The sequence below is a fragment of the Pectobacterium carotovorum genome (genome assembly GCA_016415585.1).
Classification (GTDB): Bacteria; Pseudomonadota; Gammaproteobacteria; order Enterobacterales; family Enterobacteriaceae; genus Pectobacterium; species Pectobacterium carotovorum_K.
In genome coordinates this window covers 1,312,010-1,336,445 of the sequence record CP066552.1, presented here as the reverse complement: position 1 = coordinate 1,336,445, position 24,436 = coordinate 1,312,010, and the positions used below count along the sequence as shown (strand labels likewise).

23 protein-coding genes and 2 pseudogenes are annotated in these 24,436 nt (G+C 47.6%); 15 read left to right on the top strand and 10 right to left on the bottom strand.

The features are described from left to right. Positions 1 to 56 precede the first annotated feature (56 nt). Positions 57 to 791: an FCD domain-containing protein gene (locus JFY74_06000; protein ID QQG29591.1), complete on the bottom strand. Its 735-nt coding sequence runs from the start codon at positions 789 to 791 to the stop codon at positions 57 to 59. A 210-nt stretch (positions 792 to 1,001) separates the two neighbouring features. Between JFY74_06000 and JFY74_05995 the strand changes: the two genes are divergently transcribed. The 6 genes from JFY74_05995 (at position 1,002) to JFY74_05970 (ending at position 6,210) form a co-directional block, all read left to right on the top strand. After that, positions 1,002 to 2,195, top strand: a complete 1,194-nt coding sequence (locus JFY74_05995) for an alpha/beta fold hydrolase (protein ID QQG29590.1) — start codon at positions 1,002 to 1,004, stop codon at positions 2,193 to 2,195. 82 nt (positions 2,196 to 2,277) lie between these two features. Then, positions 2,278 to 3,522: a SpoIIE family protein phosphatase gene (locus tag JFY74_05990; protein QQG29589.1), complete on the top strand. Its 1,245-nt coding sequence runs from the start codon at positions 2,278 to 2,280 to the stop codon at positions 3,520 to 3,522. Between the two features lie 13 nt (positions 3,523 to 3,535). Then, a complete protein-coding gene (locus JFY74_05985) occupies positions 3,536 to 4,090 on the top strand; it encodes a hypothetical protein (protein QQG29588.1) in 555 nt (184 codons plus the stop codon). A gap of 1 nt (position 4,091) precedes the next feature. Then, positions 4,092 to 4,544 (top strand): DUF1987 domain-containing protein, encoded by a 453-nt coding sequence (locus JFY74_05980; protein QQG29587.1) that lies wholly within the window; start codon positions 4,092 to 4,094, stop codon positions 4,542 to 4,544. Beyond that, complete coding sequence (locus JFY74_05975; GenBank protein QQG29586.1) at positions 4,531 to 5,238, top strand: GGDEF domain-containing protein; 708 nt, start codon at positions 4,531 to 4,533, stop codon at positions 5,236 to 5,238. Before JFY74_05980 ends, JFY74_05975 begins: the two co-directional genes overlap by 14 nt. A 78-nt stretch (positions 5,239 to 5,316) precedes the next feature. After that, positions 5,317 to 6,210 carry a LysR family transcriptional regulator gene (locus tag JFY74_05970; GenBank protein ID QQG29585.1) on the top strand — a complete coding sequence of 298 codons (894 nt, stop codon included), beginning with the start codon at positions 5,317 to 5,319 and terminating at the stop codon, positions 6,208 to 6,210. Here JFY74_05970 and JFY74_05965 read toward each other — a convergent pair. The 4 genes and pseudogenes from JFY74_05965 to JFY74_05950 form a co-directional block, all read right to left on the bottom strand. Then, positions 6,207 to 6,932: a sulfite exporter TauE/SafE family protein gene (locus tag JFY74_05965; protein ID QQG29584.1), complete on the bottom strand. Its 726-nt coding sequence runs from the start codon at positions 6,930 to 6,932 to the stop codon at positions 6,207 to 6,209. The genes JFY74_05970 and JFY74_05965 overlap by 4 nt on opposite strands. 488 nt (positions 6,933 to 7,420) lie before the next feature. Then, positions 7,421 to 8,506, bottom strand: a complete 1,086-nt coding sequence (gene mltB / locus JFY74_05960) for a lytic murein transglycosylase B (GenBank protein QQG29583.1) — start codon at positions 8,504 to 8,506, stop codon at positions 7,421 to 7,423. A 138-nt stretch (positions 8,507 to 8,644) separates the two neighbouring features. Further along, positions 8,645 to 8,986, bottom strand: a complete 342-nt coding sequence (locus JFY74_05955; GenBank protein ID QQG29582.1) for an alkylphosphonate utilization protein — start codon at positions 8,984 to 8,986, stop codon at positions 8,645 to 8,647. Positions 8,987 to 9,106: 120 nt separating this feature from the next. Beyond that, positions 9,107 to 9,439: pseudogene (locus JFY74_05950) on the bottom strand (EAL domain-containing protein). Between the two features lie 72 nt (positions 9,440 to 9,511). On the opposite strand from JFY74_05950, the gene JFY74_05945 reads away from it, so the two are divergent. After that, positions 9,512 to 9,823, top strand: a complete 312-nt coding sequence (locus tag JFY74_05945) for an IS3 family transposase (protein ID QQG29581.1) — start codon at positions 9,512 to 9,514, stop codon at positions 9,821 to 9,823. Positions 9,824 to 10,084: 261 nt separating this feature from the next. Here JFY74_05945 and JFY74_05940 read toward each other — a convergent pair. After that, positions 10,085 to 11,598 (bottom strand): IS3 family transposase gene (locus JFY74_05940; protein ID QQG29580.1). Its coding sequence is split into 2 segments (ribosomal slippage): positions 10,085 to 11,151 and positions 11,151 to 11,598, totalling 1,515 coding nucleotides; the frame shifts between segments, so codons are not numbered across the junction. Between the two features lie 63 nt (positions 11,599 to 11,661). On the opposite strand from JFY74_05940, the pseudogene JFY74_05935 reads away from it, so the two are divergent. Beyond that, positions 11,662 to 12,303 (top strand): annotated as a pseudogene (locus JFY74_05935) (IS3 family transposase). Between the two features lie 395 nt (positions 12,304 to 12,698). Here the strand turns inward: JFY74_05935 and JFY74_05930 are convergent. Both JFY74_05930 and JFY74_05925 read right to left on the bottom strand, forming a co-directional pair. After that, a complete protein-coding gene (locus JFY74_05930; GenBank protein ID QQG29579.1) occupies positions 12,699 to 13,880 on the bottom strand; it encodes a DUF4062 domain-containing protein in 1,182 nt (393 codons plus the stop codon). 31 nt (positions 13,881 to 13,911) lie between these two features. After that, positions 13,912 to 14,373 carry a helix-turn-helix transcriptional regulator gene (locus JFY74_05925; protein ID QQG29578.1) on the bottom strand — a complete coding sequence of 154 codons (462 nt, stop codon included), beginning with the start codon at positions 14,371 to 14,373 and terminating at the stop codon, positions 13,912 to 13,914. Between the two features lie 239 nt (positions 14,374 to 14,612). On the opposite strand from JFY74_05925, the gene JFY74_05920 reads away from it, so the two are divergent. After that, complete coding sequence (locus tag JFY74_05920) at positions 14,613 to 15,110, top strand: hypothetical protein (protein ID QQG29577.1); 498 nt, start codon at positions 14,613 to 14,615, stop codon at positions 15,108 to 15,110. Positions 15,111 to 15,247: 137 nt separating this feature from the next. Here the strand turns inward: JFY74_05920 and JFY74_05915 are convergent, their stop codons facing one another. Further along, complete coding sequence (locus tag JFY74_05915) at positions 15,248 to 16,957, bottom strand: RNA-directed DNA polymerase (protein ID QQG29576.1); 1,710 nt, start codon at positions 16,955 to 16,957, stop codon at positions 15,248 to 15,250. A gap of 264 nt (positions 16,958 to 17,221) precedes the next feature. Then, positions 17,222 to 17,887, bottom strand: a complete 666-nt coding sequence (locus JFY74_05910) for a recombinase family protein (protein ID QQG29575.1) — start codon at positions 17,885 to 17,887, stop codon at positions 17,222 to 17,224. Between the two features lie 354 nt (positions 17,888 to 18,241). Between JFY74_05910 and JFY74_05905 the strand changes: the two genes are divergently transcribed. The 6 genes from JFY74_05905 (at position 18,242) to JFY74_05880 (ending at position 24,364) form a co-directional block, all read left to right on the top strand. Further along, positions 18,242 to 18,514 carry a hypothetical protein gene (locus tag JFY74_05905; protein QQG30462.1) on the top strand — a complete coding sequence of 91 codons (273 nt, stop codon included), beginning with the start codon at positions 18,242 to 18,244 and terminating at the stop codon, positions 18,512 to 18,514. A 10-nt stretch (positions 18,515 to 18,524) separates the two neighbouring features. After that, a complete protein-coding gene (locus tag JFY74_05900) occupies positions 18,525 to 18,854 on the top strand; it encodes a hypothetical protein (protein ID QQG29574.1) in 330 nt (109 codons plus the stop codon). Positions 18,855 to 18,864: 10 nt separating this feature from the next. Beyond that, positions 18,865 to 19,791, top strand: a complete 927-nt coding sequence (locus JFY74_05895) for a hypothetical protein (GenBank protein ID QQG29573.1) — start codon at positions 18,865 to 18,867, stop codon at positions 19,789 to 19,791. Between the two features lie 930 nt (positions 19,792 to 20,721). Continuing rightward, positions 20,722 to 21,054, top strand: coding sequence for an NIPSNAP family protein (locus tag JFY74_05890; GenBank protein ID QQG29572.1), 333 nt, complete (start codon positions 20,722 to 20,724; stop codon positions 21,052 to 21,054). A gap of 375 nt (positions 21,055 to 21,429) precedes the next feature. Continuing rightward, positions 21,430 to 23,094 (top strand): AAA family ATPase, encoded by a 1,665-nt coding sequence (locus JFY74_05885; protein ID QQG30461.1) that lies wholly within the window; start codon positions 21,430 to 21,432, stop codon positions 23,092 to 23,094. A 61-nt stretch (positions 23,095 to 23,155) separates the two neighbouring features. Then, on the top strand, positions 23,156 to 24,364 hold the full coding sequence (locus JFY74_05880; protein QQG29571.1) for an IS256 family transposase: 1,209 nt from the start codon (positions 23,156 to 23,158) through the stop codon (positions 24,362 to 24,364). The last annotated feature ends 72 nt before the right edge of the window (positions 24,365 to 24,436 follow it).

Here is a 24,436-nt window from a genome sequence, read left to right as displayed (position 1 = left end):
ACACCAATGCGATGCCGGAGAGAAAAGTTACACAGGAAGGGAAACGCAGGGGGGAATCAGGATTCCAGACGTGAGGGAACGGACTCGAACAGGTAGCCGTCGAAGGCCGGATCGTCCACATTTGAGATTTCAAGCAGTTTAATTTTTACGTTTTCCAGATGCTGCCACATTGCCTGACGCGCCATGTTCACATCACGACGAGACACGGCACGCAGGATTTGTTCATGATCGTCCAGCCACTGGCGCTGATAGCTGAAATCATCGGTATGGGAGTGAATGCCTTGCCACATGGGGCTGCATTTACGCGCCTGCCACACCTCATACACCATATTGGCTAAGACGCTGTTTTGGGTAGACTGCGCCAGCAGGCAATGGAATTGTTCATCGGCGCTTTCATCCACGCTGCCGTTCTCAAGCGACGCCCGTTCTTGTTCAATGGCCTGCCGCATTTTCACGATGTCGCTCTTGGTCGCCTGCATCGCGGCAAACGCAGCGACTTCACCTTCCAGCAGCTGACGCGCCTGCATCAGCTCGAAGGGGCCATAGCCGCTGTCCACCACGCTGTCTTTTCCCTGCGCGCTCGGCAGTTGCATGACATAAACGCCAGAGCCTTTGCGCACCTCAATCAGCTTTTCCAGCTCCAGCATGATCAGGGCTTCACGCACTACGCTGCGGCTGACGTTGTAGGTTTCAGCAATATCACGCTCGGGAGGCAAGCGGTCGCCAATCTGATAGTTTCCCTTCAGAATTTCCGCGCGAAGATTGTCGCCAATCTGCTGATATAAACGCATACCGCCATCCCTTTATTCAACATCGGCCATCATAATATTGGCCTGACCAAAAGACAGGAAAAACGCCCAATTTGTCTGAAGTATAACATGAAGCCTTATAGCGCAGCACGTTGAGCAATCTGCATGATAAATAATTTCAGATATAGTGTTGTCGAAACGCCATATCCAGTTAGCGATCAGGTTGATGTTGCCAGCAGGCAAGGAGCACAAATGACAATAGACGTATTCCGGTTCGTTTCGTGGACAGGCTGGCAACGGGGAGTGGCAGGTTTGTTCGCCCTCATCGGCGTACTTTTCATGGTGGGATGCAATAGCAGCCCGCGCGACATCACGCCATTAGGACAAACGTCATTCGAGCGTTACCAGCAAGACACCACGCGCTGGGTAGAACAGCATCGCGCCTTCCAGACCACGGATAAACAGCTGGAATTACGTTGGAATACGCCCAGTGAAACCCGCCCCACCAGCCAACCGCATAAAGCCATTTTGCTGGTGCACGGGCTGGGTGACTCACCCGGTTCATTCACTGACATCACTCCGCAATTGGTCGAACAAGGCTTTCTGGTCAGAACCGTGTTGCTACCGGGTCATGGCACCCACCCCTCCGACCTGCTGCACGTCACCGTCGATGACTGGCGCAACGTGGTTGCCGAGCAGGCTGCCATCCTCAGTAAAGAGGTTGATGAGGTTTATCTGGGCGGCTTTTCCACCGGCGGTAATCTGGTTCTGGAATACGCCTTACAGCACCCTGAAATCAAAGGGCTGGTGCTGTTCTCCCCCGCAATTAAATCCAACGAAAAATACGACTTCATGGCCCCGGTGCTCTCCGTGTTTACCGACTGGCTGATGCCGCCGCGCCCCGGCTACCCCCAGCAGTTGGCAACCCGCTATATGCGAGTGCCGACCAACGGCTTCGCCCAATATTATTATTCCAGCAGCAGTGTGCGCTCACAGCTCGCCAAAAGGCCTTATGACAAGCCGGTGTTAATCGTGCTGGCAGAGCATGATTCCGTCGTTGATACGGCTTATGTTGTCAACGAATTCGATAAGCAGTTTACCAACCCGCACAGCCGCCTGATCTGGTATGGCGATCGCCCTGCCGGTATCCATTCTTCGCGCGTGTTGGTGCGGACAGGCTCACTGCCCGACTGGCGAATCAGCCAGTTCTCGCACATGTCGCTCCTGTTTTCGCCAGACAATAAGGAATACGGCAAAACAGGGGCAATCGTCATCTGCGCCAACGGACAACCCCTGAACGACCTGAAAACCTGTCAGGATCGCAGCACGCTGTGGTATTCCGACTGGGGATACGTGGAAAATGGCAAAACTCATGTGCGCCTGACCTTTAACCCCTATTTCGACTGGCAAAATCAGATCATGGCCAACGTGTTGAGCACGCAATAACCTTACTAAAAACGGGCTGTCATCATTTGGTCATCAAGGGCGGGTATTTTGACTTAAAGATAAATACGCCCAAAGATTAACCATGACCGCCATGCCCGTTCCTTGCGCCCGACCACTCCTGCGGGGTACACCCGTGGCGCGAGATCTTTGCATTCCTCTGCCGGACGTTTCTCCTAACACCGACAACGCCACCGTATTGCAGTTATTCAGTAAGAATAAAGAGTGGGTCAGTCTGCCTGTGGTGGAGGATGGACGCCCTTTCGGCTTAATCAACCGCCATATTTTTCTCTCGCAGATGTCCCGGCCTTTTTATCGCGAACTGTACGACAAAAAGAGCTGCATCGCGTTTATGGATAAAAATCCGCTGATTGTCGATGCGCTGGCGTCATTGAACGACGTCGCGGATCAAACGGTGATTACCGGTGATAAATCGCTGACGGATGGCTTTATGATCACCGAGAACGGGCGTTATATCGGTATCGGATTAGGCATCGATCTGATCAAGGCCGTCTCCGATATGCACCTACGCCAGCATCAGCAGATTATGCAGAGCATCGAATATGCCAGCGTGATTCAGACAGCGATGCTGGCGACATCAACACAGGCGATGTCCCGCACGCTGGCCGACTGGTGTTTAGCCTGGGAACCGCGAGACTGTGTGGGCGGCGACTGTTATGCCTTTAAAACCTATCAGAACGGCTGGCTTGCCGCCGTCGCGGACTGTACCGGACACGGCGTACCCGGCGCATTCATGACCCTGATTTTCTCTTCTGCACTGGAACAGGCGCTGACACAGCACGGTCCGATGCTGCCGGCGCAGTTATTACAGGCAATCAACCGTCATATCAAAGATACGCTGGGGCAGCGTGACGAAATGCGTCAGCTTGCTACCTCTAACGACGGCTGCGACGCGATGCTGGTGTTCTGCGATATGACGCGAAACACGCTGACGTTTTCCAGTGCGCGAATGCCCGCGTTCATGTTGCAACGCCAGACAGGACAGTTGACACCACTCCAATGCGATCGTATGGGCGTCGGCTATACCGAAACGCCTTATGACTACCAGTGGTCAAGCTATGAATTACCGCTTCATGATAACGATATGTTTTTCACCACCACGGATGGATTGACGGATCAAATTGGCGGAGAACGCCGGATTATGTTTGGTAAACGTCGCCTACAGGAGTACCTCCGACACCATCAACACCAGCCGATGCGCGAACTGGCTAACCAGCTCCTGTCGACACACAAGATCTACCAGGGCGATCAGACCCGACGAGACGATTTAACATTTTGGGGCTTCCGACATTGTTCGACTTTTGTTTAATCAGGCAGACAGAATGATGCCAAACATCAAATACACCGAATTTTTTTCACCCTCACACCAGCATGACATTACGCTGTATTACGTGGGCTATTTTTCACAAAACATCATCAGTTCACTGGCCGAAACCATGCGGCTACAGTTGGAGAAAAAACAGCTTCCTGCCGGCATCCGTCGCCGACTGTTTTCTACGTTCGTCGAAATGGTGCAGAACATTACTCGCTATTCCGCTGCACCGTTAACGGCTCTCGATCAGCCCGTCGAAGTCCGTCATGGCTCCGTGTGTTTGGGTTACGAAAATGGGAAATACTTCCTGTTGTGTGCCAACCCGATACACCCCGACGATGTCGAGACGCTGCGAGGGCGTCTTGAGCCACTGCGCGGTATGACGCTTGATGAAATCCGACTCGCCTACAAAGTCTCTCTGCGTGATGAAACCCCGTCATCAAGCAAAGGCGCGGATATGGGGCTATTGACCGTCGCGCGTGATGCCAGTGAGCCACTCCAGTTTACGTTTCGGGCCGATGCATCAACGGGGCTATCTACGTTTTATCTGAAGGCAATCATTTAACATGAAAAATATAACAACCCTAAGCAACCTCCATATTTCGGGGACATCCTGTACCCCGACGGTTGATTTTCACTTTGACACACACCGTCTTTATCTTTCCGGCGAATCTTACCCTGAGAATGCCGCGGCGTTTTATCGCCCGCTGCTCACCGAGATTCAGGCGTATCTGCACGCGTTAACAACCTACGCGGAAACGATGCCGCCGGATGAAGCGCTGCCGAGCATCGACATTCACGTCTCCCTGATTTATTTCAATAGCTCCAGCACCAAGATGCTGTTCAGTTTATTCAACCTGCTTAATCAGGCTGCTGAACAGACGCTCTCGATTGCACTGTATTGGTATTACGACAAAGACGACGACATTGCGGAAGAATTTGGTGAAGAGCTTCACATCGATTTCCCTGCCCTGACCTTTCACAGCACAATTTTGAGTGATAATCATGAGCACAATTGAATTGTTTACACCGGAATACGACATTCTGCTCGCCGCGCGCAACATCGCTAACCAGCAGGAAAGGCCAGCCGAAGTCTATCGCGACACGCTGCTGGCGTTAACCGACCACTATCAGCGGCTGGTACGCGAGTCGCACCGCCTGATTTCACGCAGCGACCGGGCGGAGAAAGAGCTGAACCGTCTGAACGCACAGCTCAATCAGTTGGCAGTCGAGCTGGAGTACAAAGCCAGCCACGATCCGCTAACCAGCGTGTATAACCGTGGCGCGATTATTGAACACATTAACCACGCGCTGGAGCGTAATCAGGCCGCGCTCATCGTGCTGGATATCGATCATTTCAAGCAGGTGAATGATACCTATGGTCACCCTACCGGAGATGCCGTGATCTGCGATCTGGTTTCACGCGTGCAACAGATTCTGAATACCACGAGCAGCATTGGCCGCGTCGGCGGTGAAGAGTTCACCATCCTGCTGGAAGGGCATACGCTCATGCAGGCCGTCTCGCTCGCCAGCCGTCTTCATCAGGATCTCAACAGAATGCCGCTCAGCGTGCTGCCACAACAGCGCGTTACTGCCAGCTTCGGCGTCAGTTGGGCACCGCAGAAAACCCGCTTTGATGCGCTCTACGGTGCCGCGGATGCCGCGCTCTATCAGGCCAAGGAAAAAGGCAGAAATCGAGTGGAATTTCAGTAAGCCGCAGGCTGGGCGATTGCCGTCGCCCAGACTCACAACCATAATAGTGGGTATCAGCTCCTCCGAGACAGATCCCCTATGCGATTCGATTTAACCGATCTCCGGCTGTTTCTCAATATTCAGAAAGCAGGCAGCATTACCGGTGGCGCAGCGGCGTCCAGCCTGACCGTGCAGGCTGCCAGCGAACGAATCCGGGGAATGGAAGATGAACTTGGCGTACCACTGCTGCTGCGCTCAAAGGCAGGTGTCTCGCTCACCGACGCGGGCTTTTCGCTGGCGCACCATGCCCACATTATCCTGCGTCAGGTCGAACATATGCGCAGCGAGCTACACCAGTACAGCAAAGGGCTGCGCGGCCATATTCCGCTGCTGTGCAACTCGGCGGCGCTGAATGAATATTTGCCTGCCCTACTGGGTCGCTATCTAGTGATTTTCCCGCAGATATCCGTCGCGGTGAATGAAAAACTCAGCCGTGATATCGTCAGCGCTATCCGTAATCAAACCGCCGATATTGGTATTGTCGCCGATTCCGTGCCGCTCGACGGGCTGGAAACGCGTCCGTTCCGTCAGGACGAGCTGGTCGTTGTGGTTCCCCGTGACAGCATGTGGTCTGATGCACAGCAGCTCACCTTTTCCGCCATTGCCGACGCCGAATTTATCGGGCTTAGCGAAGGCGCGGCCTTGCAGGAACACATCGACGAGCACGCCAAAAGGCTGGGAAAACGCCTGAATTACCGCGTGCGTCTTGCCAGCTTCGATGCCGTCACGCAGGTGATTCACAGCGGTATCGGCATTGGCATTCTTCCGCGACATGCCGCACAGCGCATGATGGAACGGCTGGCGATTCGCACGATCCCGCTGTCAGACGACTGGGCGACACGCAATCTGGTGGTCTGCGCCCGCCAGTTTTCCGCACTGCCCGGCTATGTTCAGGATTTCGTGGCTTTTATTACAGAAGAGAATGCGGCTTAAAGCAGCCCGCGTGCAGCCATGTATCCGCCCAGCGCCACCAGCCCGATGAAGAAGCAGCGCCGGAAAACCGGTTCGCTAATCGCGTGGCGCAGGCGTTGCCCCATCATCATGCCCAGCAGCGCGGGAATCAGCGCCAGCATCGACTGCCAGAGATCGATGCCCTGTAGTCCAATCCCCTGCATCAGCTGTAGCGCCAACCCCAACGTAGAAACGGTAAACGCCAGCCCCAGCGCCTGCACCAGATCGTTTTTATTGAGCCGCAGGCATTGCAGGTAAGGCACTGCGGGAATCACGAAGACGCCCGTTGCCGCCGTGATAGCTCCGGTGATGTAACCCACCAGCGGCGACAGCCAGATTTCATGACGGCCCGGCTGCGGCAACGTCGTCGCCATGATTCCCCACAGGCCGTAAACCACCAAAATGCCGCCAAGTGCCGCGCTCGTCCATGACGATGACGAGGTGAGCGCTGGCAAACCATTCCAGAACGTCCCGATAATGATCCCGGCAAACAGCGTCCAAAACCGTTTAATCAGGCTGAGAAAAGCGGGGCCGCAGGCGAGCTGCCAGATGTTCGTCACTAGCGACGGAACAATCAGGAGCCCGGCCGCGCTGGCTGCGGGCATCGCCAGCGTTAACAATCCCATCGCGATCGTCGGTAATCCCAGGCCAATCACGCCTTTCACCACGCCAGCCAGCAGGAACACCACCATCATCGTCGTCATTTATCGCCTCGGTTTGCTGCACCATAGAAAACCCCTATGCAGGAATAGTCCAATGAGGTCGCTGCTGGTGTCTATGCGGATTGTATTGAGGGTGATTCAGGAAAAATTGGAGGCAAAGGGAGGGTTAGTCGAAGTGAGATTTCGCATCGCATGCGATGCGGCGACTGCTCATGGGGTTGTCGCTATCTGGCGTAAAAAATTATGCAGCGGTGGGCGTGACCGCCGAGTGAGCGACAGGACGTCGCGAAAGCCAGTGCCGCGTAGGGAACGCGTCACTGGCGGCTCGGTTAGCGGTCACGAATGCCGATGGCACCGCGCAGCGGCATAATTTATGCCAGAAGCCTGGGTTCGCAGGGCGGCGGCGACTGAGCGCCCTGCGTCGGGCGCGTATACGGTATAGCATATGAATAGCAGCGTTATGGCGCACGAAACTGTCTCTGCGTCTACATTGAAAATATGACGAAGAGACAGCCTGTAAAGGGAAAAGCTTAATAGCTCTGATTCTGTCGAGCGCGGCCTACAGCCTCACCCAGTTGCCACACGGCCATCGCGTAGTGCGTGCTGTGGTTGTAGCGCGTGATGGTGTAGAAGTTCGGCAAGCCGTACCAGTATTGATATCCCGTACCGATATCCAGTCGCAGCAGGCTGGCTTCACTGTATCCCGCCAGAGAATGCTGTGGCGTCAGACCCGCAGCCTGTAGTTCCGTGAGCGAGTAGCGGGTATTAAAACCGTTCGGGAGCAGCGGAGCCTGACCGTTTGCCTGCACCGCGACAGGTGCGCCTTTCACCCATCCGTGTGCTTTGAAATAATTGGCTACGCTGCCAATCGCATCCACCGGATCCCACAGGTTGGTATGTCCGTTGCCGTCGAAATCCACCGCATAGTTCTTGAAGGATGACGGCATAAACTGCCCATAGCCCATCGCGCCCGCGTAAGAGCCGCGCAGGCTAAGCGGATCGTTGCCTTCTTTACGCGCCATCAACAGGAAGGTTTCTAGCTCGCCCGCAAAGTAATCGGCACGTCGCGGGTAATCAAACGCCAGCGTTGCCAGGGCATCAATGATGCGCGTTTTCCCCATCACTCTACCCCAGCGGGTTTCCACGCCAATAATGCCAACGATGATCTCAGGTGGGACGCCGTAAATGTTCTGGGCGCGCTGTAACGCATCCTGATATTGATTCCAGAACGCCACACCGTTCTGCACGTTGTCTGGCGTAATAAACTGATTGCGGTAGCGGTTCCAGGCGCCGTTCGGCCCTGACGGCGGGCGCGATGTCGGGGCTTGTTTATCCATCAGACGGATTACCCAATCCAGACTTTTCGCCTGAACCAGCACATCATGTAGTTGCTGGCGGTTAAAGCCGTGCTCCAGCACCATTTTATCGACAAACCGCGCGGTAGCCGGGTTAGTCGCAAAATCACCGCCTAGCGGATGAACATTGTGTGCGGGTTCAAGCAGGAAGCCACCTTTAAAAGGATTACCTGAAGGCGCTTCTGCGGGAGGAGGGGCCGGCTGACTGCTACAGGCCGAGAGCAAAACGAGCAGAGGGAGAAAACGAACCAAATGACGCATCAGATATCCGTATAGCCAGGTAAGAAATCAATACAGGCTATGGTAAAGGATTGTCTGATGTGAAAAAACCAGCCAGAGGTGAAAAAATGCAGCGCGCCAACCAAATAGAAGACCGGCGCGCGCGTTATCACATCCGAATCAGTTTTTCTTCACAAACTCGGACTTCAGCTTCATCGGGCCGAAACCGTCGATTTTACAATCAATATTGTGATCGCCTTCGACCAGACGAATGCCTTTCACGCGGGTACCGATTTTCAGCGGCGTCGAACTGCCTTTTACTTTCAGGTCTTTAATGACCGTTACTGTATCGCCATCCGCCAGCAGGTTGCCGTTGGCATCTTTCACCACTAAACCGTCATCCTGCGCTGGCGCATCGCCTGCCGCCGACCACTCATTTCCGCATTCAGGGCAGTTAAGCATTTCGCCCTCTTGCCAGGTATATTCAGAACTGCACTTTGGACAATGAGGTAACTGTTGCATGATAAACTCCTGAAAAATTCACAATAAAAAAGTAATAAATATCATTAGGTAACTCCCCTATTTTCGATATTTTACCCTTTTATGTGCATTTTTAATAGTGAAGCCGTGTTTATCGTGACTTTACGACTCATCCGACGCGGTTTCACCTTTTTCCGCCAGAAACGTAATCAGTGCTTCTTGCGTTAGCGCTTTGGAATACAGTCAACCCTGCGCATAAGCGACGCCAAGGCTTTTCAGATAGGCTTCCTGGGCAGGAGTCTCAATCCCTTCGGCAACGATATGCAGATTAAGGCAGTGCGCCATGCTGACAATATGAGACAGCACAATATCAGTCGGTGAATGGTCACTAACATTCCCAACAAAGGACTTGTCGATTTTAAGCTTATTGGCTTTTACCCGCTCAAGATATGACAGCCCTGCGTACCCAGTGCCAAAATCATCAATGGCAACATTGTAGTGGCACACTGAATTTGGCCACCTGAATAGAGGTGATATCATCACCTCACAGTCAAAACAGGTGACATTATGACCGGACGTAACAGACGTAATTTTAGCCCCGAGTTTCGCCTCGAAGCTGCCCAGCTTGTACTCGATCAGCACTACACCGTTGCCGCCGCTGCTACGGCAATGAATGTCGGCAAATCCACGATGGACAAATGGGTTCGACAACTGAAAGAAGAGCGAGCGGGAAAATCACCCACTGCTTCACCCATGACACCTGAGCAGATTGAAATACGTGAGCTAAAGAAAAGACTTCAACGCGTTGAAATGGAAAGGGATATATTAAAAAAGGCTACCGCGCTCTTGATGTCAGACTCCCTGAACAATTCTCATTAGTTGAGAAACTCAGGGCGCGGTTTCCTGTTGCCGTTGTGTGCAACGTGTTTGGGGTTCATCGCAGCAGTTATAAATACTGGCGGCAGCCCAGGAAGCCTGACGCCACGAGAGTGGCATTACTGAGCCTTGTGCGTGAAGTTTATCGCGAAAGTAACGGCTCAGCAGGAGCGCGAAGCATTGCCGCGATGGTCACCACCAAAGGTATAAAACTGAGCCGCTGGCGGGCGGTAAGTGTCAAGGTAGTTGGCACCCTTGGTTAATTTAAGCCGCCTGTTTTTCCCGTTCCGGATTCAACGTTACCGGGCCTTCCGGCTGCCAGTTTCTTGTCTTCCCTGACCAGCGCTCAGGATGCGCTTTCTGTGCCTGACTATACAGTTCATCCCGCTGGGTCAGCAGAGCTCTGTCTTCACCACGATGTCGTTCTGCCGGCGTCACATAGCGTATTCCACTGTGACGATGCTCTTCGTTATACCAGCGGATAAATTGATTCACCCAGTGACGGGCATCCTCCAGCCTTCGGAACCCTGATGACGGCCACTGTGGGACATATTTCAGCGTCCGGAACAGCGACTCTGCATACGCATTATCATTACTGACTCGCGGTCTGCTGTGAGACGCTGTGATATTCAGTTCATGTAGTTTCATCCGCAGCGTCTGCGATTTCATCGCCGCACCATTATCAGCATGTAACACCAGGGGCTGACGCCAGCAGCCTTCCCGTATCACGCTACGTTGCATCAGTGCCGCTGCCTGTTCACCACTTTCCGTCTCATACACCTCATAACCGGTGATTTTTCGGCTGTACAGGTCGAGTATCATATACAGATAAAACCAGCGACCACGCACTACAGAGGGTAGCCAGGTGATGTCCCACGACCACACCTGACAAGGCCCAGACGCTATAAAGGTTGTCGGTGCTGATACCTTCTGCTGCCGTGCCTGACGTCCTCTGCGATGGACTTCACCTGAGCGACGCAACACCCGATAGAATGTTGACTCACTGGCCAGGTAAATACCCCTGTCGGCCAGACGCGGCACGATTTGTGAGGGGGGAAGGCTGGCATATTCCGGTTCATGACAGACACCCCGTATCCGGTTTTCTTCCTCCGGACTCAGCCGATTAAACGGCACGGGTCTTACCGCCTCAGCTCGCCGGTCACGGGGAAAGTACTGCCAGCGTCGCCAGGTACGCAGGCTGATGTTGACTTCACGGCAGGCAATGGCCAGTCGCGCTCCCGAGGTTACCGCTTCATTTATCCAGAGAATAAACTGCTGTCGCTCACCTTCAGGTGTCAGTCGTCCCCGTCGGTTTCCCCGTAGTAGTCTGTGAGCTTTTTTCGCAATACCAGTATGGCTGCCGCCTCCGCAAGGGCTTTTTCTTTACGGAGAAGTTCTCTCTTTAGCTGTTTGTTTTCTTTCTGACTCTGCTTGAGGGCTGCTTTATCATCGGGATTTTCAGTCTGCATAAAACCTTGTTTCCAATGAACAAGTTGCTCCGGGTAGAGTCCTTTCTTACGGCAGTATTCCGCGATTTCTGCCTCACTGAGTGTGGCGGTTTCGACTATCACGGCAAAGCGCGCATCTGCTGACCACTGGTCTGTTGTTTTCTCTGCTCTGGGCACGGGTTTTCCCTCTGATCTAGCCTGATTTCGCCAGTTATAGAGGGTAGCTTCGGATATTCCTTCCATCTGTGCAACAGCAGCCACGGTCATATTGTAGGGCGGCAGCAGTTTTGCCAGTATTCCGGATTTTCGTTCAGGGGAAATACGTTTCATTTGTCACTCCATCACCCTCGCGTTTATTTTCAGAGGGGGTGACAACTATGCTGACACTGAGGGCGGGCAACAAAGCTGATGAAAGCGCTCAATATTATCAGCTGTCAGCAACCTGGCCATCGTTATAAGAAGGCGTCTAAGGAACACATTGAGATCCCTAATTATCTGGATCGCCAGTTTGCTGTTACCGAGCCTAATCAGGCCTGGTGCGGTGATGTGACTTATATCTGGACGGGAAAACGCTGGGCTTATCTGGCTGTAGTACTCGATTTGTTTTCCCGTAAACCGGTTGGCTGGGCGATGTCATTTTTCCCTGATTCAGCACTGACAGGTAAAGCCCTGTCGATGGCCTGGGAAGCACGGGGAAAACCGGCTAATTTACTGTATCACTCGGATCAAGGCAGTCACTATACCAGCAGGAATTTCAGGCAGTTACTGTGGAGATATCAGATAAAGCAAAGTCTGAGTCGCCGGGGAAATTGCTGGGATAACAGCCCAATGGAACGGTTCTTCAGAAGCCTGAAAACAGAGTGGGTACCGGATAATGGCTACGCGAATTTTAGCCAAGCCAGCACGGCAATAACGAATTACATCACAGGATATTACAGCCAGCTCAGACCTCATCAATATAATGGTGGTTTGACGCCGAATGAATCAGAAAGATTGTTCTGGAAAAACTCTAAAGCCGTGGCCAGTTTTTGTTGACCACTACACTCTTGATGATATGTAGAACTGATTTTTCAACGTGAACGGAACTATTCCCATTAAATGTTTTGTTTTCTAAAAGGGAATACTCACTACATGCAAACGCATCACAGTTTTAGGAAATGCGTAGTTTCCGTCAATGTTTCGATCTCACTGGTCATTTACTACTGTTCGCTTTAACACTAGCCGGTAATGCAACTGCTTTCATATTTCGAAAGGACTCATGAATAATCAATCAACTCTTCTATGGTTAAATTAACTTTATGTTATTAATAGTTTTTAAGAGATTTGAATTGTCTTTATCAAGGAGAAAATGCAACCATAACACCTCTGAAACGCACCTACTTTTAGCCCTATTTAAAAAAACAGGGCATTGTAAATTATTTATAACTAAATCAACTCTCGTTATCGGATAGCAATTCACCGTTTTCTTGCCATTCGGATGTTTTCTTACCAAAAGGTTCTTTTATATATCTAATGATGCCTAAGGGTGTTCTCATATCACCCAACGCATCAAATATAATAGCTCTAACATCTTCAGACAACTTAATAAATGCCTCCCAGTCCAATGAAAGATTATTAATATATTCAATCGGAAAACGTAACTCAAAGTAAGTTTCATCAGCTTTAATTAAGAACGTCCGCCCCCGCATATGATAAGATGAGCTTTCCTTAATGCTTTGAATTAACTCTGGTGATAAATTACTTATATCAACAACTCTCTCTATACCGGCATGATTTTTAAGAAGCACATCCCATGAGTCTTTACAACGGATAAAAATTTGATCATCTCCGATTCTCAATGCCTTCATAAAATCAATTAATCGTCTATATTTGACTACACCTCTAGCAACTTCTCTCTCGTTACTAGAGCCAATTGAAGTTAAAATTGCGGTTTTCAAATCTTCGAACTGTTCTGTAAGACTATCAATCTTCTTAATTTCAATGGCTTTCCTTCTTTGCTCATGAATCAACCGTTGAAATAAGAAAGACCATTGTTTGCGTAATGTTTCTTCAATATCTTGAGTTTTCGAAAATGGGAATAAGCTATTTCCTTTTGCTCTCTGCCTTAGGAAATTAATAAATTCAAAAACAAAAACTGCGGTTTCATTTTTTTCAATGGATGGGAATATTATATCTTTAATGATACCCTTATCTTTATTCCTCTCATACAAAGAGTGATCATGCCATACTGCATTGTCAACAAAAGTGAATATAGGAATCCCAGACTCAATTGCTTTTAAAATTTCCAACTGAGTTATCGATATATTCTCTTTCTTTTTTAAAAACTCTATTGTTTTCCCTGGCTCTTGAAGAGAATCAAAATCTACTTTTGTTAAAGCTTCTGGAACTACTTTCCCACCAAAACGGGACCCAATAATCAGAACAACAACATCGGCGGAAGAAACCTCATCAATACAACTAGTATGAGTATGCTGTCTTGGGTCATAGAGAAGATCACTATAATCACTCATCATAGGTTCATAACCAAGATTTTGTATAAAAATTCTTAATTGCGAACGTAGAAGCGATAAATCATAGCAAGTAGAGGAAACAAAGACCCTTAATCCAGCCATAATAAAAATATTCCTTTTAAAAAAAACACAATTATTTCAGTTTATCCCACCGCACTGCTGAAACTATACCCCAGTTGCCACTGGCATTGGGCCTACGCCATTTTGCCGTCTCCATGCTACGGAGATACTCCAGTGCTTCGGAAAATGAGTCAAAACGCTTTTGAGCCGCTTTATCACCAACGCCAAAAGAACCATCGCGAGTGCTTGCCAGTCCGGGATGAAAGCACGAGCCATCGGCAGCATATGGAACCAACAGTTCCGGATCGTTATCTTCGGATGAGTCGAACGTCAACAACTGCCAAGGCTCAACACTTAAAGCCTCAGCCAGCACCTCAATCGCATCAAGAGACGCATTAGAGCCACCACGTTCAATTCTACTCAGATAGCTTCTCGCAAACCCGCATAAATCAGCAAAAGCTTCCTGGCTCATTCCGGTAGCGATACGCAACTCTTTTACTCGTTGTCCAAACAGGATTCTTAAAGATTTCTTCATGCCCTGAATGTGCAAGTTTGACCTCTACAAGGCCACGCTCCAATTGAGACATTTTGAATCTAAAGACCTCCTTTGTGAGCACCATCACCATCATCAACACCTTTCATCCTTTCGCCCCATAAGATTCAAAATGATCACCAATGGTGACATTTCAAATCTAACCAGTATGATGATCATTATCGGCTGGGCTAAGCCAGCAATCTCTATCAGGTAGATGTAATTTGGAAAACGAGGGAATCATGACGGGATCATACTTTTTATTACCGATGGCAATGGGGGCCGTGCTTGGTTGGGTAAGTTACAATGTAGTCGCTCACGTTACGTCGAAACGGCAAATTAACACGCTACGTGCTATATCATGGGGCGTTCTTGCAACTCTCACAATGATGCTTGGCGTAAGCGCTTTTTCCGCTATAGGAGCGGAACAGACGTTAACTAAGCAGAACGTCCAATGTTCAAATAACAGCCCTGAATGTTATGCGAAAGCGCACTATAACCCCGTAAGAAAGTGCAGGCAGGCAATTGATGAAAAAGCAGAATTTCACCATATATGGCTGAAAAACGCATCTCAACAGATTTTTGAAAAATATCTTTGGCACGACCAGACCAAACGAACTATACAAATCTTCGGTCAACAGGCTAAAGCGATAAACAGTTTAGGAATATTAACGCCACTCCAATACTTTTGTATTTTCAACGCTAACACCGGAGAAATTATCGCTGCGTCATTTGAGTGAATAATGCTTCCCAATAATTTTGAAGAAAGCATCTTAATGATGCTTTCTTCTTTACTAATAGTAACAAACAATAAAAACAGTTTAATTAAAAGTATTCTTCCCAGTTACTTATCCATTGCTCATTTATCATTAAAAGCCTACTTATTATACGTAGAGGCTATTTCAAGTATTTGTATGAAAACCTCATGAAAACCACTATAATCGACATTATTAAAAGGTGGTTGACCGCTGCAAACATAATCTGCAAATTTGTTTTTAGGTAATGCTACATTTTTCCTCTCTGAGATATTAATCACATTATCATCATACACAAGAGAACTCTTGTTAATCCGGCAGAAGAGATTAGGATCAGTCTTATGACAATTAAGGTTATCGAACTCATCCTTAAAATACAAACGTCTTCCCTCGCTATCACAAGTAAAAAGTAACGAGTCTTGATACAGATGCTCAATACATATTGAGTCATTCCCTTTTCTAAATTCAGGAATAGGGATAATTAGACTAAATACGTTATTACCGTGATCTCTGTAATTACCCGGAGAACCACTCATTTCATTTACTATATTTCTTTCATCTCTATCAAAGATGCATAAAGTGAGATGTTTTTGTGATGTTTCTCGCAGATTTTCACACAGCGTTTTAAGATTTGCGCTTCCAGGCTTGCTTGAGTTTTTGAATATTATTTTCAAGTCAAGGAATTCACCACGATTTTGAAATGCATTCAGCGCCGCTTGGAAATGTTTTGTATCAGTCACACCTTCGGTATAAATATGAATTTCGTCGGTTATCTCTCGCCGAAATTTCTGCTCATCAATTTTAAATTCGCTATCAAGTGTTTGTAATCGCTTAACAAGCGTTAGGAAAGTTGCATCAGTATATCCTTTTACATGACCAACATGGATTATTTTACCGCGTATTACCAATCTCATTTGTGGCGGTTGATCATCAAATTTATTAGATCTTTCTATTTCTTTCTTCCAATATTCCTCAGCAGCGTCCAAGCCAAACTTCTCCCACGCATAAAGTCCTGCACGGATAGACTTTATATACTCCTTCGGTATATTGGTTTTTTTGTTAACTATAACCCCTGTAACAAGTTGCCTCTCGGATTTTTTACGAAGAGTCGTCTTACCAGCATTCACTTCAAAACCAGAATTTATTATGATATTTTTTATTGCTTCACTTAGTTCTACATTACCATCGTCGCCTCTTATTGCTATTGCCGAAGGGAATACACTTCCATTATTAGAGATAAATATATCATCGGCATAGCGAGTGTAGTAACACTTGTTTGAAGAAGCTAGTTGCTTAAGTTTATAATCTAATCCTTTGCAAATGATGTTACTAATCACTGGACTAGCTGGTGAACCTTGTGGTAAGCGCCCATCTTTTGTGCAAAGACGTGCTACAGTATTTGCCGGGGATTTAGCAAAGCAAAATGGAGCGCGTCTTAACACTCCTGAAACTCGCGCCGAACTTATTGAATGGAAGAAATCCTTTAAATCCAGGCGTAGTAGCCATCGTTGCCCAACGTGAATTGAGGCATGTTCAACTATGCCTCTTTCTTTAACATACGCAAATACGCAAGAACGAGGTGTATAGTTTCTCTCCAGAAAATGAGAAATTGTTTTTTGGATATCTTTAAGCCCTCTATTTGGAGCTTCAATTAATCTTTCTCCGTTAATTCGCTTGCGAATTTTGAATGAGTGATACTTATCATCATCACTTAAATAATAGGCGTAATAAGTTAACTTAGCAGTAGTAATACCGATTAGTGCAGCTAATTCTTTATTGTTTTCTATCTTATATTTTGGCGAGGTATTAAAAGGGAAAAATGTATCCATCACTGGCTCATGCTCCTTCTGGTATGAGAGGGCAACTCAGGACCCCAACAACCGCGAGTAACCCGTGGCGGCGCGACGCGTTAGCGTCAAAGGTAAAGGCACTACAAGCCGAGACGTATACATCTCAGAAATGCGGGTCCTGAGGCCCAACACAATCGTAACCATGTTGATTCTATTGGTCAATGTATCTAGACAACTGGTTTCTAAATCAACAAATACCTACTGTTTTTTCGAAAAAAAATCATTACTTAACAATAAATTAATATATCAGCCGAGCCGTGAAATTACCCTTTGGAGCTGCGACAATCCCCACTCACCACCTTTCGGTGCTGGTGTCCGTGAAGCATTTAGCGTTTCAACCATTTTGCGCTGCGATAGTCCGCGCACTTTCATGCTTTCGATTAACGGCCGCATATTCTCTGCGAAGCTCTCTGCCGCTTGTTGGCGGGCTTCAATGTTACTTTTGAGGTTAGCACTACCCGCCACCCCCAGAACTTTACCACGTGCTTTGGCGGCTGCGAGAGCTGCTTTTGTCCGGGCGCTAATCTGGTCGCGTTCATGCTCAGACATAACCGCGTGCATCTGGATCATCACCTTGTCAGCTTGTGGCATATCGGCGGCCACAAAATTAATCCCAGTTTCAATTAGTCCGGTAACAAAGTGCACGTTGCGGGCCAGGCGGTCAAGCTTAGCGATCAGCAAAGTAGCACCTTGTTTCTTACACGCGGCCAGCGCTGCCCGCAGTTGCGGACGTCTTTCTAGAGCATTTGAACCTTTACCTGTCTCAATCTCTTCAAACTCGTCGACAACTTCCCCAGTAGTGCTTCTGATGTAAGCAGAGACAGCTTCCCTTTGAGCTGCCAACCCTAAACCGCTCTTACCCTGCTTCGCAGTGGAAACGCGGTAGTAAGGGATGAACTTGCCTTTTGCCATGTCGCTGACCTCGCAGCTAATCGAACGTTTAATGTGTGGTCAATGTATACACAAACAATATAGGATGCAATTAGTTTCCTATGTTGTGCAAATTAATTCCATTGGGTATAATGTCATTGCGTTACTAACTATAAGGATGATGTTGTGAACTCTGAACCAAAAATTAGAACAGCCAAGTTAATTGGAGAAAATCGTACTTCGTTGAAGCTTGATGAAAGCACTTGGGCCGCAATTGACATGCTGGCTGGGAAACAAGGCACTGATTGGAAAGGCTGGGCAAAGATGGTGCTTAAAGCAAATCCTGACTCACCAAATAAGGCAGCTTTGCTCCGAGCCGCGGTAGTAGAAGAATTAATGACCGAGCAGATTCTTACCCTCGCGGAAGCTGGGCCAGTTCAAGCCAATATCAGCCATAAAATTATCGGAAATGGCTATTGGCGGTTAAATGACGAGCAACTTCAGAGCGAGCTAGACGGCGCAACCATCGTCACACGTGATAACTCATTTGCGGCGTTTACCTTACTGACTGGCTACAGAGATAAAAGCTACGGCGGATCACCATTCGTGATCATCCAGAACGAGCTACGCGGTCAGCTACATCTCATGATCGCTCCAGACGTTGATTAAGGAGGAAAAAATGAAAGTTAAAACGCTTTCAGCAAGTGAGACGGCTTACTTTTTGAGAGTCAAGCTGGGCGACGTCAGGGCATGGGATGATTTATTAGCGGATATGCGGCGCGGGAGGGCTAGCTATTGCGGTGAGTTCTTACTTCCTGTCGGAAAGTATTCCGCCACTCGCCACCCTCGCCCGGTTTATCTATTTAGTGAAGTATGTGAGTTCGTCGAAAAAGTCTCACGCCTTTGCCCTCCCCCCGCCAAGCCGCACATGCTGTCTATGCTTGAGGTTGACATTGACCTCACCGATAAGCGGCATTGGAGCGTTCGCCCTCCAATAGCGACGAGCTGAAAGGCTGGCAATGAACAACTATCAACAAACAGCGGATTCAGCCTTGAAGCAATTCAGGGCTACCGCCGTCATCGACTGGCTCGACGTTGAGATTCGCACTGAACGCCCAACACAACACCAACACATCCGCAGAGCGCTGAGAGAGATAACGAACGTTAATCGCTGGTGGGTTGAGGCAATCGACATGCAGCCCGGTGATGTTACTGACACATTCCGCATTCGCTTTCATGACGAGCTGGTGAACAACTATCAGCAGCTCCGTGCTGCGCTCCATGCGTTAGCCAGACGGTTCACGTTTACAACCGAACCGACTATTGCCGGGATAGAGATCAGTTGTGACTTCTGGCACAAACAACAGTCAGTTGAAGCAACTCGCGCCCTCACATATCGGATGCAAACAAGCCTGTTCGCTCCGGGCACCAATCATCGCCAATACAACGGCGAAAACAACAGTAACCAATTTCTTGATAAGCCCGGCAATCGTATAAACCCGGCTTATAACCTACGGATTGGCAACGAAGATGACGCCATTTCATGGCAGTGCTATCACAAGTGCACCGACAAGAAGCAGCCGCTGCCGCTTCGTCTGCAACGTGCTCGTATAGAGGCGACATTACAGGGTGACGCGCTACAGCAACACGGCTTCGGTCTTCTCTCCGGGCTGCAACACTTCCCGTTTGAAACGCTCTCCAGTCTTTTCACGTTCCGCAGTCCGATAGCTGCGGCACAGATGGCAAAAGGGGATATGTTCCGACTCATTTCAATCAACTGGATACGCACATACAGAGATGCAACGACGGAACGCGGCATTCACTCGTTCAGCACTGTAGGACAACGCGACAAGAAAGGCCGAACTCGGACAGAGAGCAGTCACCTGACAGCAGACAAAGAACTGAGTAACCGGGTTAGAGCAGCATTGCGGCACCTACACCCGTGAATATCCATTCCAAAAAAGTGTGCGGATTTTGAAGCATTGATCCGCGTATCTACAGGGGGGACGGGCTGCTACCTAATAACTTAAATACATTCAGCCGCTAACCAACTACGTTTACACACAACAACAGGTAACAGGGAAAACCGGAAGTGAGAAGCGGAGCCGCGAACTTCACCAACAAGCTGTCAGGGATATGACCGCTGAAAAGTGAAGAGTCTTAGGTTTTAACATCCCCCTTCTTGGCGAAGCAGTTAAAAACTTCGGAGTTTGAAAAACAAAACCTTATACAAAGAATTGTGGGCGATTATGCTTAATGCCAAAAGTGCTGAGAGAGCGCCGCAAATACCACCCCATAAAAAACCTACTGCCCAGGATAAAAACGCGGCAAGGGGCTTTACAAGCGCTTTCGATACAAAAGTTAAAGCTCACCCAGATTTCTCAGTGATAGCTCAATCTCCGCTACCCACTTATTAGGACAAGGGTAAACCCGGCTTTCGGTGCTGATCCGGTTCGGAGATACGCGGCGGGTTAGTCCATGCAATGACTTAACATGCGCTATCCAGCATGTTTTGACTGATCTCCCTGTTCGAGATTTAACATCATCAGCAATTTGTCGATAGGTCGCCATAGATGTCCATACTCCGCTAGTTGATATTTTTCAGCACGTTGCCGCATATTCCATCAGTGGCAAGGTTACGCGCTTGTTTCCACTGGCTTCGCCAGCAACTCTATGACAGCTCCGCTAATTCTGCACCATGATTTCACTACCCCTGAGAAAAAACGCGCCACACAGCTTCCCTGCGCGTCTGAGGGGTTTTGCTGCTTCGGCTTACGAATAGCTGTCTGGTTAGTAGTAGCTTCATAGGCCAGCCAGGTTTACTTTAATCTCTATCAACAAGGAACCGCCCAGTAGCTACTAACGGAGACAACTTTTTGATAACCGTCGAAATACTGCAATACACCTTACGTAAAGGCACCGGAACTGCTTTTCACGCAATCATGCAGGAAATCAGCGTTCCCCTACACCGACGCCACGGGATCGACGTTGTTTCGTTTGGCAACTCGCTTCATGACCCGGATTGCTACTACCTGATTCGCGCCTTTGACAGCGCTGAAAAAATGGCTGCGGTTCTCAATGATTTTTATGCAAGCGATGACTGGCGCAGCGGCCCACGCGAAGACATTATTCGCAGCATTGGAACCAGCATTAAAACAGTGATGAATCTACCATCAGAAAGCGTGGAAGGGCTGCGGGTGCAATTGTAGGTCATCAAGTTTCACTAAACGCGTTTTGAGCATCTCCAAATTTCGCACTATGAAATCTACAACCCTTAATAAAAAAATGCGCCAGAATCGTTCTGAGCGCGTTAGATCAAGAAAGAGAGTCAGGCTGTTGCGGTTCTTTTCGCGTTTTCTTGTTGCGCTTCATTCGCAGGATGTTACCCGTAGCGGAAGTTAGATCGCTATTACTAAACTTACGGACAATGACCTTGATACTGCGAAGATATAACGTTTTTTTGGCATATATCAAATTGTTGAACCATAAAACTATCGCAACACATACAAATAATAGAGTATTTTTATTCGTAAAGTCTGTATGAGAAAAAAATGGCATAGATATAATCACGCAGGGTTACTACTATAGTGCAAAGCATTGACTTACTTAGAGACTACGGAATTTTCAGAAATTACATCAAGACTGATGCAAAAGATTTTGGAAGGCTTAATTTAATATACGGCTGGAATGGAAGCGGAAAATCAACATTATCATCGCTTTTTGAGCAGATAGAAAACCGCCAGAATACTAGATACCCTAATTCAACCTTTTCTATAAAAACCTTCGATCAAGGAACGATAACAAAAGATAACATTTTCGCAAATAATTTAAATCTGAAAGTATTCAATCAGAGTTTTATAAACAAAAACATTGACTGGAATAACTCAGTAAAAAGTATTTTGTTGATAGCTCAAGAAAAAATTGAAGAGAAGAAAAAATTAGAGGAATTGAGAACATCTTTAGATAAAAAAACAAAAGAGTATGTTAGAAGAAAAACAGCGAATGATAAACTTACCGATGAACTTCAAAAGTTTCTAACGGATGCAGCGAAGAGAACTAAAACAAGTTTACAAGTTATTGATACCAGTGACTCAAGATTTTTAAGCTATAATAGAACAAAACTTGAAAACTTCATCACGTCAAATGTTGATCTAATAAAAAAAGCAGATTCAATCCTAGATATAAATGAAGTAGCAAGGTTAACTAAAGCAGCAAATCCCACACAAAAACCGGCAATTACAACCAAAACTCCGAGCGTAGACTCTTCTCTACTTAAAAAAGCACAAGATAGGTTAAATGAACTATTTAAACAATCAGTAACAAACAAAGTTATTGAGAGCTTAAAAAACAATCAAGATATACAATCTTGGGTTTTTAGTGGATTGAATTTAAATCTAGGTAGCGATAGCTGTCATTTTTGCGGGAACAAGATTTCACAAGAACGAATCGATGAATTAAACGCACATTTTAATGATGAATACAGAAAGTTTTCAGAAACTCTAGACAAAGCTAAAACATGGTTAACAAGCCATTTCATTGTGTTAGCAAGCAACAGTGATATTGATATTTATGACGAACATAAAGATCTTCTAAAAGAAAAATCATCACTCCTTAAAGATGAGGCTGAAAAAATAAACAGTTACATCAATGAATGGGAGAAAACATTAGATGAAAAAATAACCAACCCTTTCAACATTGATCTCTTTGCCGTTGAGATACCTAACTCCTTATTTATTAACTTCAATCAAATCGCAACCGAAATTAATAAAATAATAGAAATGCATAATAAAAAATGCAAAGACTTCAAAGAAGAAACTCACAAGGTAAAATCAAAACTTGAGTCACACTATGCAGCATCGGAGGTAAATAGCTTCGATTATTTCAGAAAAATATCAAATCGCGATGCAGAAACAAAAAACTTGCAAACAAATGATAATGACCTAAAAGAAATAAAAGCAGAAATAAAATCCATTGAAGATTCGTTATCAAATGAAACCATAGCAGCAGATATTTTCAATAAGCATCTACACGGTTTTCTTGGTCGTTCAGAATTATCTCTCCAATTTAATAAAGAAAAAAATGGATACGAAATACTCAGAGATAACCAAATTGGGCATGCACCTAATCTTAGCGAGGGTGAAAAAACTGCCATAGCCTTGATTTACTTTATAACAAAACTAACAGAGAATGATAACAAAATCTCCGACAGCATCATAGTTTTCGATGATCCCGTTTCGAGGAGACTGTAATTAAAATTGTGTAATTGCCTGTTTTTGATATGTTCACTCCAACAACGGAGACAGGCAAACGATGGACGAAAAGAAACTTAAAGCACTGGCTGCTGAATTGGCTAAAGGCCTTAAAACCGAAGCCGACCTCAATGCGTTTTCCCGCATGCTGACGAAGTTAACCGTCGAAACCGCGCTCAATGCAGAACTGACTGAGCATCTCGGGCACGAAAAAAATGCCCCTAAATCAGGCTCCAATACCCGAAATGGTTACTCGTCTAAAACCGTGTTATGTGACGACGGTGAGATTGAACTAAGCACGCCACGTGACCGTGAAAACACCTTCGATCCGCAACTGATAAAGAAAAATCAGACGCGCATCACGCAGATGGACAGCCAGATTTTATCCCTGTACGCCAAAGGTATGACGACCCGTGAAATCGTTTCTACATTCAAAGAGATGTACGATGCCGATGTGTCGCCCACGCTGATATCCAAAGTCACCGATGCGGTTAAAGAACAGGTGACAGAATGGCAAAATCGTCCGTTAGACTCACTGTATCCCATTGTTTACCTTGATTGTATTGTGGTGAAAGTCCGTCATAGCGGCAGTGTCATTAACAAAGCGGTATTCCTCGCTCTGGGTATTAACACCGAAGGCCAGAAAGAGCTGCTGGGTATGTGGCTGGCCGAAAACGAAGGCGCGAAGTTCTGGCTAACAGTGCTGACGGAGCTTAAAAACCGAGGACTTCAGGACATCCTGATTGCCTGCGTGGACGGCTTGAAAGGCTTCCCAGAGGCCATCAACAGCGTCTATCCGCAGACACATATCCAACTGTGCATCATCCACATGGTGCGAAACAGCCTGAAATACGTCTCGTGGAAGGATTACAAGGGCATCACCAGCGGGCTGAAAGCGGTGTATCAGGCCCCAACCGAGGAAGCGGCGTTGATGGCGCTGGACACATTCGCGGGCATCTGGGATGAGAAATACCCCCAAATCAGCAAAAGCTGGCGTGCGCACTGGGAAAATCTCAACACGTTCTTTGGCTACCCGCCGGATATCCGCAAGGCTATCTACACCACCAATGCCATCGAGTCGCTGAACAGTGTGATTAGGCAGGCGATAAAGAAACGTAAGGCGTTCCCGACAGATGATTCGGTACGTAAAGTGATTTATCTGGCGATACAGTCGGCCTCGAAAAAATGGAGTATGCCGATCCAGAACTGGCGGCTGGCAATGAGCCGTTTTATTATCGAGTTCGGTGACCGCCTGAGCGATCACCTTTAATACGGTGGCAATTACACAGAATTATGGACAGGCTCTTATAATATGGCATCCCCCATAACAATTGGGGGGATG